Origin of the sequence: Streptomyces sp. Sge12 (assembly GCF_002080455.1) — a bacterium.
Taxonomy (GTDB): Bacteria; Actinomycetota; Actinomycetes; order Streptomycetales; family Streptomycetaceae; genus Streptomyces.
The window spans coordinates 6,840,504-6,858,839 of record NZ_CP020555.1 but is presented as its reverse complement, the minus strand read 5'-3'; the positions used below and the strand labels follow the sequence as shown (position 1 = coordinate 6,858,839).

7 protein-coding genes are annotated in these 18,336 nt (G+C 74.0%); 4 read left to right on the top strand and 3 right to left on the bottom strand.

Annotated elements, in window-relative coordinates; genetic code table 11:
• The first annotated feature begins 61 nt into the window (after positions 1-61).
• From B6R96_RS30715 to B6R96_RS30705, 3 genes are read left to right on the top strand one after another with little or no spacing between them, the layout of a single operon-like run.
• Positions 62-868 (top strand): STM4013/SEN3800 family hydrolase, encoded by an 807-nt coding sequence (locus B6R96_RS30715; RefSeq protein WP_053701946.1) that lies wholly within the window; start codon positions 62-64, stop codon positions 866-868.
• On the top strand, positions 865-2,235 hold the full coding sequence (locus B6R96_RS30710; RefSeq protein ID WP_081524234.1) for an STM4012 family radical SAM protein: 1,371 nt from the start codon (positions 865-867) through the stop codon (positions 2,233-2,235). The genes B6R96_RS30715 and B6R96_RS30710 overlap by 4 nt, the downstream gene beginning before the upstream one ends.
• Positions 2,236-2,240: 5 nt before the next feature.
• Entirely contained in the window at positions 2,241-3,215 is a 975-nt protein-coding gene (locus B6R96_RS30705; protein WP_081524233.1) for an STM4011 family radical SAM protein, read from the top strand.
• On the opposite strand, the gene B6R96_RS30700 is transcribed toward B6R96_RS30705, so the two are convergent.
• Entirely contained in the window at positions 3,106-4,305 is a 1,200-nt protein-coding gene (locus B6R96_RS30700) for an amidohydrolase family protein (protein ID WP_081524232.1), read from the bottom strand. The genes B6R96_RS30705 and B6R96_RS30700 overlap by 110 nt on opposite strands.
• Before the next feature lie 168 nt (positions 4,306-4,473).
• Here B6R96_RS30700 and B6R96_RS30695 point away from each other — a divergent pair, with 168 nt between their 5' ends.
• Positions 4,474-5,559: an alpha/beta hydrolase-fold protein gene (locus tag B6R96_RS30695; protein WP_081524231.1), complete on the top strand. Its 1,086-nt coding sequence runs from the start codon at positions 4,474-4,476 to the stop codon at positions 5,557-5,559.
• Positions 5,560-5,614: 55 nt separating this feature from the next.
• On the opposite strand, the gene B6R96_RS30690 is transcribed toward B6R96_RS30695, so the two are convergent.
• Positions 5,615-7,315, bottom strand: coding sequence for an ABC transporter ATP-binding protein (locus tag B6R96_RS30690; protein ID WP_081524230.1), 1,701 nt, complete (start codon positions 7,313-7,315; stop codon positions 5,615-5,617).
• A complete protein-coding gene (locus tag B6R96_RS30685) occupies positions 7,302-18,281 on the bottom strand; it encodes a non-ribosomal peptide synthetase (protein WP_081524229.1) in 10,980 nt (3,659 codons plus the stop codon). The genes B6R96_RS30690 and B6R96_RS30685 overlap by 14 nt, the downstream gene beginning before the upstream one ends.
• Positions 18,282-18,336: the final 55 nt, after the last annotated feature.

Below are 18,336 nucleotides of genomic sequence, written 5' to 3'. Positions count from 1 at the left end.
CACCCCAGCGCTCCCCCTGCCCGTCCCCGTCCCCGTCCCCGTCCCCGTCCCCGTCCCCGACATGAACGAGGTCGTCGGCCGCGACGACCTGCTCCTGCTCACCCTGGACACGCTGCGCCACGACGTCGCCGTCGAGCTGGCCGCCGCCGGCCGCATCCCGAACCTGGCCCGGCACCTGCCCGGCGGTGCCTGGGAGGAGCGGCACGCCCCCGGCAGCTTCACCTACGCCTCCCACCAGGCGATGTTCGCCGGTTTCCTGCCCACCCCGGCCCGGCCCGGTCCGCACCCGCGGCTGTTCGCCGCCCGCTTCGCCGGCAGCGAGACGACCGCCGGCCGGACCTACGTCTTCGACACGCCGGACCTGGTGTCGGGCCTCGCCGCGGCCGGCTACCGCACGGTGTGCATCGGCGGCGTCGGCTTCTTCAACAAGCAGGGCGCCCTCGGCGACGTACTCCCGGGCATGTTCCAGGAGAGCCACTGGGAACCGGCGTTCGGCGTGGCGTCGCCCACCTCCTTCGAGGCCCAGGTCGAGCGGGCCGAGCAGGTCGTCGCCGCGCTGCCCGCCGAACAGCGGCTGTTCCTCTTCCTCAACGCCTCCGCCCTGCACCAGCCCAACTGGTTCCACCTGCCCGGTGCCACCGCCGGGGCCGGCGACACCCGCGCCACCCACGCCGCCGCCCTCGAGTACATCGACCGGCACATCGGCCGGCTCCTCTCCGCCATGAGTTCGCGGCGCCGCTGCTTCGCGATCGTCTGCTCCGACCACGGCACCACCTACGGCGACGACGGCTACACCGGCCACCGCCTCGCGCACGAGGCCGTCTGGACCGTGCCGTACGCCCACTTCTTCCTGGAGCCGTCCGCATGACCTCCCCCGCCCCCGCACCCGCCCCCCTCGCCCCCACCGCGCCCCTGCCGGGCAGCCCGTACAGCGCCTACGTCTACGCGTACCCCCACAAGACCGCCTACCGGGAACTGCCCGACCCGCCCCTCCTGCGGGACCTGTGGCGGGGCGAACGCAAGGACGCCCTCTCCCTCTACCTCCACATACCCTTCTGCGAGGTCCGCTGCGGCTTCTGCAACCTCTTCACCCGCATCGGCGCCCCCGACGGGCTCACCGGCCGCTACCTCGACGCCCTGGAGCGCCAGGCCGCCGCCGTCCGCGACGCCCTGGGCGACGAGGCACCCGTCTCCTTCGCCAACGCCGCGTTCGGCGGCGGCACCCCCACCTTCCTGACGGCCGGCGAGCTGGAACGGCTCTGCGACATCGCCGAGCTGGGCATGGGGGCCGACCTGCGCGCCGTACCGCTGTCCGTCGAGACGTCCCCGGCCACCGCCACCGCCGACCGGCTCGCCGTCCTCGCCGGGCGCGGCGCCACCCGCATCAGCATCGGCGTGCAGAGCTTCCTCCCCGAGGAGGCCCGGGCCGCCGTGCGCCCCCAGCGCCGGGCCGACGTCGAAGCGGCGCTCGGCCGCATCCGCGACGCCCGCGTCCCCGTCCTGAACATCGACCTCATCTACGGCATCGACGGCCAGACGCCCGCCACCTGGCGCACCTCCCTCGACGCCGCGCTGGCCTGGCGCCCCGAGGAGCTGTACCTCTACCCCCTCTACGTCCGCCCCCTCACCGGGCTCGCCCGGCGCACCGCCCTCACCGACCGGGCCTGGGACGAGCAGCGCCTGACCCTCTACCGGCAGGGCCGCGACCACCTCCTCGCCCACGGCTACGAGCAGGTCTCGATGCGCATGTTCCGGCTCGCCGGTGCGGCCCCGCAGGGCCCCGACGACCACGCCTGCCAGACCGACGGCATGATCGGCCTGGGCTGCGGCGCCCGCTCCTACACCTCGTCGCTGCACTACTCCTTCGACTACGCGGTCGACATGGGCGAGATCCGCGGGATCATCGACGACTACACCGCGTCCGAGGACTTCACCCGCGCCGTCCACGGCCGGCCCACCGACGGCGACGAGGCGCGCCGCCGCCATCTGCTCCAGTCGCTGCTCCAGGCCCGGGGCATGCCGGTCGCCGACTACCGGGACCGGTTCGGCAGCGACCCGCACGAGGACTTCCCCGCCGAGCTGTCCGCCTTCGCCGCCCGCGGCTGGCTCGCCGAGGACGGCGCGGGCCCGCTGCTGCAGCTCACGCCCGAGGGGCTCGCCCACTCCGACGCGCTCGGCCCCGAGCTGTTCTCACCGGCCGTGCGGGCCGCGATGGCCGCCTACGAGACCAAGTAGCCGCCGTGGACCTCACTCTGCTCTACCGCGGCCCGCTGGCCTCCTGCGACTACGACTGCCCGTACTGCCCGTTCGCCAAGCGGCGCGACACCACGGCCCTGCTGCGCGCCGACCGGGCCGCGCTGGAACGGTTCACCGACTGGGCGCGTTCGCGTACCGAGGACCGGCTCTCCCTCCTGTTCACGCCCTGGGGCGAGGGGCTCGTGCGCTCCTGGTACCGCCGCGCCCTGGTCGAGCTCTCCCACCTGCCGCACGTCGAGCGCGTCGCCATCCAGACCAACCTCAGCTGCCGCACCGACTGGCTGGCGGACGCCGACCCCGCCACCCTCGCGCTGTGGTGCACCTACCACCCGGGGCAGACCCCGTACGACCGCTTCCTGGCCAAGGTGCGCGACCTCGCCGACCGGGGCGTGCGCCACAGCGTCGGCATCGTCGGCCTCCCGGAGAACCTGGAGCACGCCCGCCGGCTGCGGGCCGCCCTGCCCTCCCACGTCTACCTGTGGGTGAACGCCGCCGACGGCCACACCTACACCGACGCCGAGGCCGGCACCTGGACCGCCGTCGACCCGCTCTTCCCGTACAGCCGGCACCCGCACCGTTCGGCCGGAATGCCGTGCCGCACGGGCGAGTCGGTGATCTCGGTGGACGGCGACGGCACGGTGCGCCGCTGCCACTTCGTGCGCGCCGAGCTCGGCAACCTGTACGACGGCTCCTACCGGAGCGCGCTCGGCCCCCGCCCGTGCCCGCTGACCAGCTGCGACTGCCACATCGGCTACGTCCATCTGGAGACGCTGCCCCTGTACGACGTGTTCGCGGGCGGCGTCCTGGAACGCGTCCCGGCGGCCGGCACGCCGACGCTCGTCCCCCTGCTCAGGAAGCGTCCGGAAGGTCCCGATCGGCAGGATCCGCCAGAGACGGACCGGCCGGCCGCCCACCGGCCACGACCAGCCGGACCGCACGCAACGCCGCGAGATCGGTGAGCGGATCCCCGTCCACGACCAGCAGGTCGGCCCGGAACCCGGCCGCGAGCCGGCCGGTGTCCCCGTCGATCCCCAGGGCCCGCGCCGCGCCCGAGGTGGCCAGGTCGACGATCTCGGCCGGGGCCAGCCCGATGTGCTCGAAGAACTCCAGGCTGGAGACGAACCCGTCGAAGACGGCGTGCGGGACGCCCGCGTCCGTCCCTGGCAGCAAGCGGACGCCGCGTTCCGCCATCCACCGGAGCCGCCCGAACATCTCCTCGGCCCGCTCGGGCCCGAACCGCTGCGCGAAACCCCGCCAGTCGGGGCTCGCCGCGGGACAGACGGCGATACCGCCCGCCGCGATGGCGTCGACCAGGTCCTCCCGTACGTCGAAGCCCGCCCGCCCCATCCACGTGCAGTGCTCGATGGTGTCCACCCCGGCGGCCACGGCGGCCGCGATGCCCTCGGTCCCGTGGGCGTGCGCGGCCACCGGCAACCCGAGGCTCCGCGCCTCCGCCACGACCACGCTCAGCTCCTCCTCGGTGAACTGCGCCTGCCAGACGGCCGGTCCGCCCTTGGTGATGCCCCCGCCGGTGGCCATGACCTTGATCAGGTCCACTCCGGCGGCGGCGTTGCGGCGGACCGCCTCACGGATCGCCCCGATCCCCTCGACCTCACCGCCCATGAACCAGCAGTGCCCGCCCACAGCGGTCAGGGGTGTGCCGGCGGACAGCAGCCTCGGCCCCGGCACCCGCCCGGCCGCGATCTCGTCCCGCAGCCGCACGGCGAGTCCGCCCCGGTCACCGAGGTCGCGCGCGGTGGTCACGCCCGTGGCCAGCAGTCGTCCGGCCCGGTCCGCCATCCCGGCGTAGAGCTCGGCGTCACCGGCCGCCTGCAGGCCTGCCACGGGGTCCGGGCCGGCGTCGAGCGCGAGATGGACGTGGGCATCGATGAGACCGGGCAGCAAAGTGCCTTCGGGGAAAGCCAGTCGGGGAACGTCCGGCCCTGCCTGCGCCTCGACCTCCGCGCGCGGTCCGGCCGCCGCGATCAGGCCCCCGTCGTACAGCACGGCACCGTCCGGGACCACCTCTCCGCCCGGGCCCGTGACCATCCGACCCGCCGATAACACTGCCTGCACGATTGCCCTTCCGCCGTCCCACGGCGCCCCCGCCGCCACGATCCGCCGGGGGAGCCCCTGTCCCGGGCCATCCTCCCCCGGACCCCGCGGGAACGCTGTAAAGTTAGGCTGACCTAACTCCCGTTCCCACCAGGAGACTTCATGCCGCTGGAGACCGTCTTCGCCGCATACGGGCTGCCCGGCGAGCCGGGGTCGCGGGAGTTCTGGGCGGCGGCCGCGGGCCCCGGATCGGTGCCTGCCGGAGACGGTGGCTGGACGACCCTGTTCCTGTGGCGCGGCTCGGCGGCCGACCTCACCTTCGAGAGCTGGTCGCAGGACGTGCCGTTGCGCCGCTGGCGCGACACGGACTGCTGGTACGCCGAGGTACCGATGCCCGCGCGGCTGCGGGTCACATACCGGTTCCTCGTGGGCGGCACCGCGTACGCCGATCCGCTCAACCCGGTCGGCGCCGGGGGCGACCGGTCCGTCGCCGCCACCCCGGACGCCCCGGCCCAGCCGCATTGGCCGCTGCTGGGCCCCGACGACGTACTGCCCGTCCCGCGGACCCGGGTCCGCTGGGCCGGCGAACGGCTCGGCGGGCGCCGGACCGTACGGGTCCACCCGGCGGGCGGCGGCGGACCGGTGGTGCTGCTGCTCGACGGGGACGACTGGCTCTACCTGCACCCGGCGATGACCGCCTTCGACTCCGCCGTCGCCAGTGGCGAGATGCCCCCCGTCACGCTGGTCTTCCTGCCGACCAGGGACCGGGAGGCCGAGTTCGGGTGCCGGCCGGAGCTGTGGCGGGCCGTCCGGGACGAACTGCTGCCGCTGGTCGCGGAATCCGGCGTGCCGGCTGATGTGGACCGCCTGGTGGTCGCCGGTCAGAGCCTCGGCGGGCTGAGCGCGGTCTACGCGGCCCTGGAGTTCCCGGATCTCGTGTCGCGCGTCGCCTGCCAGTCGGGGTCGCTGTGGTGGACACCCGACGCCGTGCGGTCGCCGGACCCGCTCGGCGGGCCGGTCGGCGGCGCCATCGCCGCCCGGTTGCGGGAGCGGCCCGACCTGTCCGGCCTGCGGATCGCCTTCGACGTGGGCGAGCACGAGACCCGGATGCTGCCCCACTGCGAACGGATCGAGACCCTGGCCGAGCAGGCGGGCGCCACCGTACGGGTCTCCCGCTCGCCGTCGGGCCACGACCGCGCGGGCTGGCGCCACGCCCTGCTCCGGGACGTCGGCTGGGCGCTCGCCTAGGGGTGCGCGCGGGGAGGGAGCGGGGTCCCGTTCACGGTTCGGCACCCGCTTCCGGTCAACGGGCCACCGCCAGGCAGTAGTTCTCGTCGCCGGCGAGGAGGTTGCGGTGGGTGTCCTCGGCGGTGATCACTCCGTCGTCCAGGACCAGGACCCGGTCGGCGGCGTCCAGCAGGGCCGGGCTGCTGGTGATCACGACCGTGGTGCGGCCCCGCCGCAGCTCGGCGATGTTGCGTGCGACGATCTGCTCGGTGACGGCGTCCACCGCGGTGGTCGGGTCGTGCAGGACGAGGATGTCGGTGTCGGCGGCCAGGGCCCGGGCCAGGGACAGCCGCTGGCGCTGTCCGCCGGACAGGTTCGCGCCTCGGTCGCGGACGCCGTGGTCGAGTCCCTCGCGGTGGAGGGCGACGACGTCGGTCAGCATGGAGGCCTCGACCGCCGCGTCGACCGTCCGGCTGGTGCCCGACGGGTCGATGTTCGTACGGAGGGTGCCCGCGAAGATCTCCCCGTCGTACGGGTTCACCAGCATGTGCTCGCGAACGGCCTCGATCGACAGCGCGGCGAGTTCCTCCCCGCTGACGCGCACCGCGCCCTCGTAGGCGTGCGGCGGCACCCGCACGGACAGGATCGCGGCCAGGTCGGCCGCGGCGCGCGGCTGGTAGACGGCGATCGCCACGAACTCGCCGGCGGGCACCTGGAACTTCAGGTCGCGCAGGGCCCCGTACCGGACGCAGTCGATCTCCAGGTCCCCACCGGCCGCCGGGCGCTCGGGCCCGGGCGTCGCCACCGGGGGTGCGGTCAGCACCAAGGCCATCCGCTCGGCCGACGCGCGAGCCATCATCACGTACTTGGGCATGTCCGAGAACAGTTTCAGCGGCTCCATGATGAACTGCGCGAGCCCCACGGCCATGACGAGCTCCCCGACGGTGATCCGGCCCTCGAAGGCCAGCCATCCCGCGGTCAGGGTCACACCGGCGGCGAGGGCCGCGTTGAGTGCCGTCGCGGTGCCCGCGTACGCGCCGTTCACCCCGGCCACGGTGATCGCCTGGTGCTTGGCCTCCGTGCTCACCTTCCGGTAGGAGCGGAAGGCGGCGTGGTTGCCGCCGAATCCGTGCAGCGGGCGCAGGCCGGTGATCAGGTCGGCCACCTTGGCGCCCGCCCGGGCCACCCGGGCCTGCTGTTCGCGGGTGCTGGTTCCGATCCGCCGGGACATCACGCTCAGGACGGACAGGATCAGGGCGGTGCCCACGATCACGAGGAGGCCCAGCCGGATGTCGGCCAGCCCCAGGGCGACCGCCGCGACCAGCACCGCGACCACGGAGCTGATCAGCAGGGGCACCACCTCGATGATGTCGGCCGTCTGGTCGGCGTCCTCGGTGGCGATGGTCAGCACCTCGCCGGATTTGAGGCCGGCGTCCCGGGCGACGGGCTGGAGTCCGCAGTCCGCGACCTTGACCCGCCAGCGGTGCGCCTCGGTCGTGTTGGCCTTCTGCAGGATGCGCATGCCGAACCGCCACGACAGGGAGACGGTCGTGATGATCACGGCGAGTACGCCGATCGACAGGGCGAGCGCACCGGGGCTGCGCTCCTGCATCGTGTGCTCGACGATCAGGCCGAGCGCGATCGGGAAGGCGGTCTCTCCGGCCTGGTAGAGGCCCATGAGGACGGTGCCCCAGGCCATGGCGCCCATGTTGCGGCGCAGGGCGGTCTTGAGGATGTCGGACCCCGGTCGGGGCCGCTGCGCGTCAGGCGTTTTCATCGAGGTGGCGGGCAATCATTTCCGGGGTTCGCAGGGTGAACAGGTCGCGGACCGTGATCACTGGCCCGTACTCGCGGCGGAGCAGGCCGATCAGCCTCACCGCCAGCATGGAGTGTCCTCCGAGGGACACGAAATCGCTCACCGCGCTCACCTCGTCGTCGTCCAGGTCGAGTGCTTCGGCGAAGAACTCGCACACCACGGTCTCGGTCCCGGTCCGCGGTCCGCGCTCCCCCGCCGTGGTCAGTGTGCCCAGCGGCCGGGCCTCAGGCAACGCCCTGTTGTCCGCCTTCCCGTTGACGGTCAGCGGGATGCGGTCGACCCGGGCGTAGTGCGTCGGGCGCAGGAAGTCCGGCAGGGCGTTGCCGACCTCGGCGGCGACCGTCGCGAGGTCGCAGCCGTCCAGGACGAGGTAGGCGGCGAGCCGGTACGCGCCGTCGACCTGCGGGTCGGGCTGGGCGACCGCGGCGGCGAACCGGACCGCGGGGTGCGCGGCGAACGCGGCCTCGACCTCGCCGAGTTCGACGCGGTGTCCGCGGATCTTGACCTGCTGGTCGGTGCGGCCCAGGTACATCAGGTTCCCGTCGGGCCGCCGGGCCACCAGGTCCCCGGTGCGGTACATGCGTGCACCGGGTGCGCCGAACGGGCAGGCCACGAACCTTTCGGCGGTCTGGGCGGGCTGCCCGAGGTATCCCCGCGCGATGCCGATGCCCGCCACGTACAGCTCGCCGGGGACCCCGTCCGGCAGGGGGCGCAGCCACGGGTCCAGGACGTAGACGTCCGTGTTGTCGATCGCCACGCCCACCACGGGGTCCTGGCACTCGAAGGTGCCGACGCCGAGGGTGTTGATGGTGTACTCGGTGGGTCCGTACAGGTTGTAGCCGACGGTCCCCCCGGTCTCGGCGAGCCGCTGCCACAGGGTCGGGGTGACCGCCTCGCCGCCCAGCAGCACCAGCGCCGGGCGCCGTCCGGGGTGGTCGAGCAGGCCCTCGGCCACCAGCTGCTGGGCGTAGGTCGGCGTCACGTTGATGACGTCGATCCCGTGCTCCAGGCAGTACTCGACCAGCCGGGGGGCGTCGCGGCGCAGTTCCTCGTCGCAGATGTGCACCTCGTGGCCGTCGGCGAGCCAGAGCAGCTCCTCCCACGACATGTCGAAGGCGAACGAGACGGTGTGGGCGATGCGGAAGACGCGGTGGCCGTGCTCGGCCAGCACCGGCTCGAAGATCCGGCGCTGATGGTTGACGAGCATGTTGGTGAGCCCGGCGTACTCGGTCACCACGCCCTTCGGCCGGCCGGTCGATCCGGAGGTGTAGATGGTGTACGCGGGGTGGCGCAGGCGGTCCGGGTCGTCCGGGGCGAAGGTCACGTACGGCGGGGCCTCGGGCAGGGGCCGGTCCAGCTCGATCAGGTCGCCGGTCAGCCGGGGCGACACGGCGCCGACGGTGAGGGTCACGTCGGGGGCGGCGTCGGCGACGATGGCGGCGATCCGCTCGTCCGGGTGGTCGAGCTCCAGCGGTACGTACGCGGCGCCCACGCGCAGTACGGCGAACAGCGCGACGATCGAGTCGAGGGAGCGCGGGATCGCGAGGGCCACCGTCGTCTCGGGTCCGATGCCGCGGGTGGCGAGCACACCGGCCAGCTCCCGGCTGCGGTCCCGGAGCCGGGCGAAGGTCATGCTCCGGCCGTGGGCGACGAGCGCGACCCGCTCCGGGTCCCGGTCGGCCGCCCGGTCGAACCGGTCGACGACGGTGTCCGTTCCGACGTCCGTGCGGGCGGCGGCCTCGGGCTCCGGTCCCGGGCCCGGCAGCGCGCCCACCGGTCCGGTCCAGGTGGTGAGGTCCCCGAGCAGGCTCAGGTAGTGGTCGAGCAGGCGGCGGGCCGCCGCCGTGTCGTGGTCGCGGTACTCCAGCTTGACGGTGAGCCGGTCGCCGGGGGTGACCACCCAGGTGAACGGGTAGTGCGTGGAGTCGTCGGCCCGTACGGCGGTGATGCCGTGCCGGGCGTTCATCTCGGCGAACGCGTCCATGTCCAGGAAGTTCTGGAGCACGAACAGGTTGTCGAAGAGGGTGTCGTGCCCGCCGGCCCGCTGGATCTCGCCGAGCCCGAGGTGCTCGTGCTCCATCGCCTCGACGCGGGCCGCCTGTACGGCCGTCAGGTAGTCCCGGACCGTGTCGTACGGCCGGGCCCGCGTCCACATCGGCACCGTGTTTAGCAGCACGCCGACGACCTCGGAGAGGTCCGCGCCCTCACGGCCGGAGACCGTCACGCCGAAAACGGCGTCGGCGCGGCCCGTGTGCGCGCCCAGCAGCAGGCCGAACGCGCCGGTCAGCACCGTGTTCAGGGTGACGCCGTACGCCCGGGCCGCCTCCCGCAGGCGCTGCGAGTGTTCGGCGGGGAGCCGGTGCACGAGCGTCCGCGGCAGGTCGTCGACCAGGGTCGGTGCCGGTCCGGCGAGCAGCGTGGGGCCGGGGAGGCCGGTCAGGTGCTCGGCCCAGAAGCGTTCGGAGAGTGCCGGGTCCCTGGCGTCGAGCGCCCGGGCGTGCTCCTCGAAACTCGGCGTGGCGGGGGCCGGGGGCGTGAGCGTGCCCGCGACGGCGGCCTCGTAGGCCTCGAACAGGTCCCGCAGGACGATCTCGCGGGACCAGCCGTCCCAGAGCAGCAGGTGGTAGCTCAGGAGCAGGCCGTCGCGGCCGTCGGGCAGCCGCACCACGGTCAGGCGGATCAGCGGTGGCTCACCGGGGTCGAATCCGGTGTCGCGGTCCCGGGCGAGCAGGGCGTCGACCTCCTCGTCCGTCGCGAGGTCGACGGTCCGGACGCCGACCCGCCGGCCCGCGCCCAGGACCTGGACGGCCCTGCCGTCGTCGTCGGTGGTGAAGCCGGCGCCGACGACCGGGTGCCGGGCGATCACCCAGGCCATCGCCTCGGCGAGCGCGCCGGTGTCCAGGCGCCGGTCGAAGGTGAACCAGCTCTGTGCGACGTAGCGTCCGTCCGGGCCCGCCAGTTGTGCCTGGAAGTACAGGCCGCGCTGGAGCGGGGTGACCGGCGCCGTGCGCTCGGCCGTCGTGGCGGCGTGCACGATGTGTTCCAGTGCGGCGCGCCAGTGCGCGGTGATCTCGTCGGGGATGCCGTCGGCGAGGGTGAAGACGGCGTGCAGGCTTCCGGTGGCGGCGTCCGTCCACGCGTTGACCTCGACGGCGTAGGGGCTGCCCTGGTCCGCCCGGTCGCCGCCGGTGAGGTGGAGGGCCTGTGACTCGCCGCCCCGGCCCAGGTAGTTGAACAGCACCTGGGGCCGGGCGGTGAGCAGCGGGGCCGTCTGCGGGTTGAGGTACCGCAGCCGGCCGTACGCGACGTGCGCGTGCTCGTCGGGCTGGCGTTCGGCGAGCTCGCGGGCCGCGGCGACGGGGTCGGTGTGCGCCGTGAGCCGCACGGGGGCGATGGAGGTGAACCAGCCGACGGTACGGGTGTAGTCGTGGTGGGGCAGCGCGGGGACCCGGCCGTGCCGCTCCAGCTCGATGGCGAGGTCGGTGGGCGAGGACTGCACGCGGGTCAGCGCGGTGCGCAGGGCACCGCACAGCAGCTCGGTGAGGCCGAGGCCGAGTGCGGTGGGCGCGGTGCGCGTCACGTGGTCGCTGAGCTCGGGCGGGAGCACGAGCGTGGTGTCCCGCAGTCCTTCGGCCGCGGGCAGCAGCGGGGGTGCCTGGAGGGTGGTGATCCAGTGCCCGAGGTCGTCGATCTCGTGGGCGGACCGCTGCGCCAGTGCCATGGCGTGGGCGGCGTAGGAGGTGGTGGGGGGCGGGAGCGGCGTCCCGCGCAGGGCGGTGGTGATGTCGTCGAGCAGGACCAGCCAGGACACGGCGTCGACGGCGAGGTGGTGCACGGTGACCACGAGGGTCCGGCTGGTCTCCAGCCAGGAGAAGGCGATGACCTCCCCGGCCTCCGGGTCGAGCCGCCCGGCGGCCTCGTCGGCCGCGCTCGTGGGGTCGGGCGCCTGGCTCCGTACGACGGTGACGGGGCGGGCGGGTTCGGTGCGCAGGGCCCACACCCCGTGCTCGACGAGCAGCCGCAGCCGCAGGGCCGGGTGTGCGGCGACCACGGCGTCCGCGGCGCGCGCGATGTCCGCGAACCCGGTGCCCTCGGCCGTGACCAGGGCCCTGGCCTGGGCGAACCGGGCGAGTGTGCCGCCGAGTTCGCGCTGGCGCAGGATGATCGGGGTCGGCGTCAGGAGGCCGTCCTCGGCGGGTACGGGGGCGGGTACGGCGGGCTCCGCGGCATGCGGCGTACCGGTCGCGGCCTGCGCGGCCTGCGCGGCCAGTTCGCGCGGTGTCCTGAGCAGGAACACGTCGCGCGGGGAGACGGCGAGGCCCAGTGCCCGGGCCCGGTTGACGACGGTGATGGCGAGGATGCTGTCGCCGCCGGCCCGGAAGAAGTCACTGTCGGCGTCCACGGCGGTGCCGGGGAGGGTCTCGGTGAAGATGTCGACCAGTGCGGTCAGGGCGGAGCCGGTCGTGGCGGCCGACGGGTCCCGCGCCGTGTCGTCGCACATCGTGTCGTCGCGCGGCGCGTCGTGGAGCGCGGCGCTCTCGGTGAGGGCCTTGCGGTCCAGTTTGCCGTTGACGGTCAGCGGAAGGGCGTCGACCGGCAGGACCAGGCCGGGGATCATGTGGACGGGCAGCTTCGCGGCGAGGGGCCCGGCGAGGTCGGTGGGCGCCCGGCCGACGATGTGGGCGACGAGGTGGTCGCCGCTCGCGGCCACGGTGACGGCCGCGTCGACCACGCCGTCGAGTTCCCTGATCGCGGACTCCACCTCGCCGAGCTCGATGCGGAACCCCTTGAGCTGCACCTGGTCGTCGGCGCGGCCGATGAACTCCAGCTCGCCGTCGAGGGTCCGGCGGGCCAGGTCGCCCGTGTGGTACATCCGGGAGCCGTCGCCCGCGAACGGGTCCGCGACGAACCGGCCCGCGGTGAGGGCCGGGCGGCCCAGGTAGCCGAGGGAGACCTGGTCCCCGGCGACGTAGACGGCACCCACCCGGCCCGGTGGGACGGGGCGGAGCCGGTCGTCGAGCAGGTGGGTGACCAGGCCGGGGATCGGGCCGCCGATCGGGCTGGCCCCGTCCGCGTGGCGGAAGTCCTCCTCGGTCAGGATCCGGTGGGTGACGTGCACGGTGGTCTCGGTGATCCCGTACATGTTGACCAGCTCGGGCGCGGCGGCGCCGTGCCGCTCGACCCAGGCGCGCAGCCGCCCGAGGTCCAGCGCCTCGCCGCCGAAGATGATCCGGCGCAGGGCGGTGACCGGCTCGTCGGTGTGCCGGTCGGCCTCGATGAACCGGTAGAAGGCCGACGGGGTCTGGTTGAGGACGGTCACCCCGCGCTCGCGCACCAGGCGGTGGAAGTCGACCGGCGAGCGGGTCAGGCCGTAGTCGGGGACGAGCAGTTCACCGCCGTGCGCGAGGGCGCCCCACAGTTCCCACACGGCGAAGTCGAAGGAGTACGAGTGGAACTGGACCCACACGTCGTGCGGGCCGAACTCCATGTCGGGCCGGGTGTTCGCGAGCAGGGTCACCACGCTGGAGTGCGGGACGACCACGCCCTTGGGCCGGCCGGTCGAGCCCGACGTGTAGATCACGTACGCGGGGTCGTGCGGGCCCGCCTCGGGCACGGCGGCGTCCCGGGCCTCCCGCGGCTCCGGCCCGTCGCCCTGTACGAGCACGCGGGCCGGTACGCCCGCCCGGTCCAGCAGCCGGGTGAAGCGGTCCCGGTGCTCCGGGTCCACGAGGACGACCTGCGGGGCCGCGTCGGCGAGGACGTACTCCAGCCGCGCGTCGGGGTGGGCCGGGTCCAGGGGTACGTAGGCACCGCCCGCGGTGACGATCGCGACCAGGGCGACGACCTGTTCGAGGGAGGGCGGTACGGCGACGGCGACCCGTTCGCCCGGCCCGACCCCGGCGGCGCGCAGGGTGGCGGCGAGCTCGTCCTTGGCGGCGGCCAGTTCGCCGTAGGTCAGTGACCGGGCGCTGCCGTCGAGGGCGCACTGGGTGACGGCGGTGGCGGCCGGATCGCGGTGGGCGGTGGCGTCGAAGAGGGCGCCGAGGGTCGTCGGGGTGGTCCGCGCCGGCGGCCGGGCGCCGGTGGGCGCGAGGGCGTCGGCGAGGGCGTCGGGCCGGGTCAGCAGGCCGTCCAGGGCGCGGGTGAAGGTGTGCAGGATCCGCCGGGCGGTCGCCTCGCGCAGCAGCGCGCGGTCGTAGATCAGGTTGAACCGCGGGCGGCCGTCGAGGGCGCGCTCCACCACGAGGGTCAGCGGGTAGTGCGGGGCGCCCTCGTTGACGATGCCGGTGATGGCGAGCGTGTCCCCGGGCCGGCGCAGGCCTGCCGTGTCGGTCGCGACGTCGAAGACGACGAGGGTGTCGAAGAGGGGGCCGGCGCCGCTTCGGCGGCTGATGCGGGCCAGGGAGACGTGCTGGTGCGCCAGCACCGCGCTCTGGTGTGCGCGCACCGAGCCGAGCAGGTCGCGCGCGGTGGTGGCGGCGGTCCACCGGGCGCGCACGGGGACGGTGTTGATGAACAGGCCCACCATGTCGCCGATGCCGGGGACGGGTGCGTCGCGCCCGGACACGGTGGAGCCGAAGACGACGTCCCGGCTGTGCAGGAGGCCTCCCAGGGTCGCCGCCCAGGCGCTGTGGACGGCCACGCTGAGCGGGACGCCGGCGGTCCGGGCGGCCTCGTCGAGGTCGCCCTCGGGCGGTGCGCAGGTGTCGTCGAACCGGTCGGACGGGGTGTGCCCCTCGGCGACGAGCGAGGGGCCGGCCAGTCCGGCCAGTTCCTCGCCCCAGACCCGGTCGCTCTCGTCCTCGTCGCGCTCGGCGAGCCAGCGCACGTAGTCGGTGAATCCGCCGAGCGGGTACACGGTGCCCGGCGCGTGGTACTCGGCCAGCAGGGCGCGCAGCATCGGCGGCACGGACCAGCCGTCGGCGATGATGTGGTGCACGGTCTGCACCAGGACGCTGCGGGCGGTGCCCGTGCGGATGAGGGTGTACCGCATCAGCGGACCCGTGGCCAGGTCGAAGCCGGCGCGGCGGTCCCGCTCGGCGTGCTCGCGGATCTCCTCGTCGGTGATGCCGGGCCGGTCCAGGCTGGTGAACGGGGCCTCCAGCCCGGCCTCGAGTACGGAGACCACCCGGCCGTCGGCGAGGGCCACGAACCGCGCGGCCAGGTTGGGGAACAGGGTGAGCAGCCGGGTGGCCGCCGCGGCGAGCCGGTCGGCGTCCACCTCCCCGTCGAGGGTCAGCAGCTGCTGTTCGACGTAGCTGCCGGCGGAGTCGTCGTCGAAGACCGAGTGGAAGTACAGGCCTTCCTGGAGCGGGGTCAGCGGCAGGACGTCGCGCAGTGCCGGGCCGTCCAGTTCGTCGACGTCGGCCTGGGTGAGCGCCGCGAGGGGGAAGTCGCTGGGCGAGTGGCCGCCCAGGTCGAGCACGGCCGGCGCGGCGAGCCCGGTCAGGGCCTCCCGGAAGTACCGGCCGATGGTCTCGATGTCCCCGTCGGTGAGCAGCCCGTCGGGCCAGGAGAGGGTGGTGACCAGTTCGTAGGCGCCGCCGGCCGGGGCGGGTTCGGCGATGGCGTTGAACTCCAGGACGCGGGGCAGCCGCATCCTCGGATCCCGCCTCTCACCCAACTGCTTGGTGGTGCCAGAGAGTTCCCAGTCGCCGGACGAGCCGGCGTCGTAGCGTCCCAGGTAGTTGAACAGCACCTGCGGGGCAGGGGCGTCGAAGGCGGTGCCGGCCAGGTGGCGCAGGGCGCCGTAGGAGACTCCGTTGCCGGGCACCCGGGCCAGGTCCTCCTTGACCGCCTTGAGGGCGGCGGCCAGGTATCCGGGATCCGTGGGGTCGGTGGCCGCGCCGGGGTCGACGGTCACCGGGAACAGGGTGGTGAACCAGCCGACGGTCCGCGAGAGTTCCGGCTCGAAGCCGGCGGACTCCGCCACGTACCGGCCCTCGCGGCCGTGGCCCTCCAGCTCGATGTGCGCGAACGTCTGGTCCTGGCCGAGGTCGCGGCGCCACCGGGCGAGGGTGACGGCGAGCGCGGTCAGCAGCACGTCGTTGAGGCCCGCGTGGAACCTGGCGGGGAGCTCGCCGAGCAGCGCGGCCGTGACCTCGGGGCGGACCGAGAGGGTCGTCGTCCGCTCCCGGTCGACGGTGTCGGCGGCGGACAGTGCGCGCCGGCCGAGCGGCCGGTCCGGCCCCGGCAGGGGGCGCCGGTAGTGGTCGCGGTCGGCGTCGAAGGCGGCGCGCGCCAGCAGTTGCGTCCAGCGGCGGAACGAGGTGCCGACCGGCGGCAGGTCGATCGGTGCGCCCGAGACGAACCAGCGCCATGCGGTGGAGAGGTCCTCCATCAGGATGCGCCAGGACACGCCGTCGACGACCACGTGGTGCGCGACCAGGACCAGCTGGCGCGCCTCGCGGCGCCAGACGGCGCGCAGCATCACGCCGCCGTCCGGGTCCAGTTGTGCGGTGGCGAGCGCGACGCACTCCTCGAGCGGCCGGTCGCTCTCCTGCCAGCATGCCGCGGCCCGGCCCGCCTCCGGGATCTCGAAGCCCCAGCGCTCGCCGCGCACCAGCTTGGCGCGCAGCATGTCGTGGCGTGCGACCACGGCGGTGAGGATCGCGTCGAGGGCCTCGGCCGTGAGGTCCGCCGGGGTGTTCAGGACCACCGACTGCACGAAGCCGTCGACGGCGTCGGTGGTCTCGCCGAGCCACTGGACGATGGGCGCGCCGACGACGGTGCCGGTGGCGACGTCGCCGTGGTCGACGGCGGCGGCCTCGCGGTCCGCGACCGCCGCCAGCGCGCCCACGACGCTGTGGGTGAAGATCTGGCGGGCCGTGACGTGCAGGCCCGCTTCGCGCAGGGCGCTCAGCAGCGAGATCGCGAGGATACTGTCCCCGCCGAGCTGGAAGAAGTCCTGGTCGACGCCGACCGCGTCGCGCCGCAGGACCGCCGCGACCGCCGCGCACACCAGCCGCTCGTTCTCGGTGACCGGCGGGGCGAGCGCGCCGGCCCCGGTCGCGGGCTCGGGCAGCGCGGCGCGGTCCAGCTTGCCGTTGGCGGTGAGCGGGAACTCCTTCATCACGACGATGTGGGCGGGCACCATGTACTCCACCATGTGCCCGGCGGCCCATTGCCCGACCTCGTCCGCGCGCAGGTCCTCGCTTCCGGCGGCCGGGATCACGTACCCCACGAGGCAGGTGCCGCCCGCGGTGTTCTTCTTCGCGACGACGCAGGTGTGCCGTACCCCGGGGTGCTCGGCGAGGCCGATCTCGACGTCCTCGATCTCCAGCCGCATGCCGCGGATCTTGATCTGGTTGTCGGCGCGGCCGAGGAAGTCCAGCGAGCCGTCCGGGGCGAAGCGGGCGAGGTCGCCGGTCCGGTACAGCCGGGACCCGTCGGCGGCGAAGGGGTTCGCGACGAAGCGGGAGGCCGTCAGGCCGGGCGCGCCCACGTACCCGCGGCCGAGCAGGAACCCTCCCACGTACAGTTCGCCGCCGACCCCGACGGGGACCGGGCGCAGCTCGTCGTCCAGTACGTACAGCTGGGTGTTGGGGTTGGGCCTGCCGATCGAGGTCGACAGGCGTTCGGCCGCGCCGCGGTAGACGACGTGCGAGACGCCGATGGTCGTCTCGGCCGGGCCGTAGCCGTGGTACATGGGTATGTCGAGCCGGGTGCGGAAGCGTTCGTACAGCTCCGGGGTGAGTACTTCGCCGCCGCACCAGACGTGGCGCAGGCTGTCGAGCCGTCCGGAGTCGCCGGCGATCTCCAGCAGGACGTCCAGCATGGACGACACCAGGTAGGTGAAGGTGACGCGCTGCTCGGCGATCACGCCGATCAGGTGGTGGGGGTCGCGTTCGCCGCCGGGGCGCAGGACCACCAGCCGGCCGCCGCACACCAGGGGCAGGAAGATCTCGTTGATGGAGATGTCGAAGGACAGCGGTGCCTTGAAGAGCGAGGCGTCGTCGTGGCCGAAGCCCAGGATCTCGTCGACCTGCCAGAGCAGGCGCTCGCTGATCGCCTCGTGACGGATCATCGCGCCCTTGGGCCGGCCGGTGGAGCCGGACGTGAAGATCACGTAGGCGAGGGCGTCGCCGGCGACGGTGACCCCGGTGTCCCCGCCGGGGTACGCGCCGAACCGCCAGTCACCGAGGTCGACGGGTACGGCTTCCGGTTCGTCCGGAGCGTGCTCGCCCGTGGCGGCCAGTTGCAGGACGACGCGGGCGTCGTCGATGACGACGGACCGGCGGGCGGCCGGCCACTGCGGGTCGAGCGGTACGAACGCGGCTCCGGCCTGGAGGACGCCGAGCAGGCCGATGACCATGGCGGCGGAGCGGTCCAGCGAGACGGCGACGACCTGTTCGCCGGTGACGCCGCGTTCGAGCAGGTGGTGGGCGAGCTGGCTGGAGAGCTCGGCCGCCTGGCGGTAGGTCAGTGAGCGGTGTTCGTCGACGACGGCGACGGCGTCCGGTCGCAGGCGTGCCTGCTCGCGGAACATCTCCACGATGGTCGGGCGGACCCGGTCCGCCCCGGTGTCGTTCCACCGGGCGAGGGTCTCGAGCCTCGCCTCGATGCTGGAGGGGCCGATGGTGGAGACGGGGCGGTCCGGGAAGTCGGCCAGGTCCTCCAGGGCGAGCCGGGCATCGTCGGGTACGACGCCTTCCGGGACGGTGATGCTCCGCCCGCCCGCGGGGTCCGGGGCGACCTCCCAGCCGGTGGGCCCGGCGCCGCCGCTGTCCGCCCAGCCGAGGACGTCCGCGAACAGTGTGCCGGGGGTGAGCTCGAGGCCGTCGGGGCTGTGGCCCGTGGACCAGTACGCCAGCCCGATCGCGCACGCCCGGGCGATGGTCGTGTCCGCGTAGTCGCCGCAGCGCCGGCGCACGTCGGCCAGCCGGGTGGGAGAAAGCAGCACGAGACGAGCGGTCGATTCCGACATCGAAGGCTCAACGTCCCTTCCAGATCGATGAGTTGACCCAACCGGAAAAAGGGCC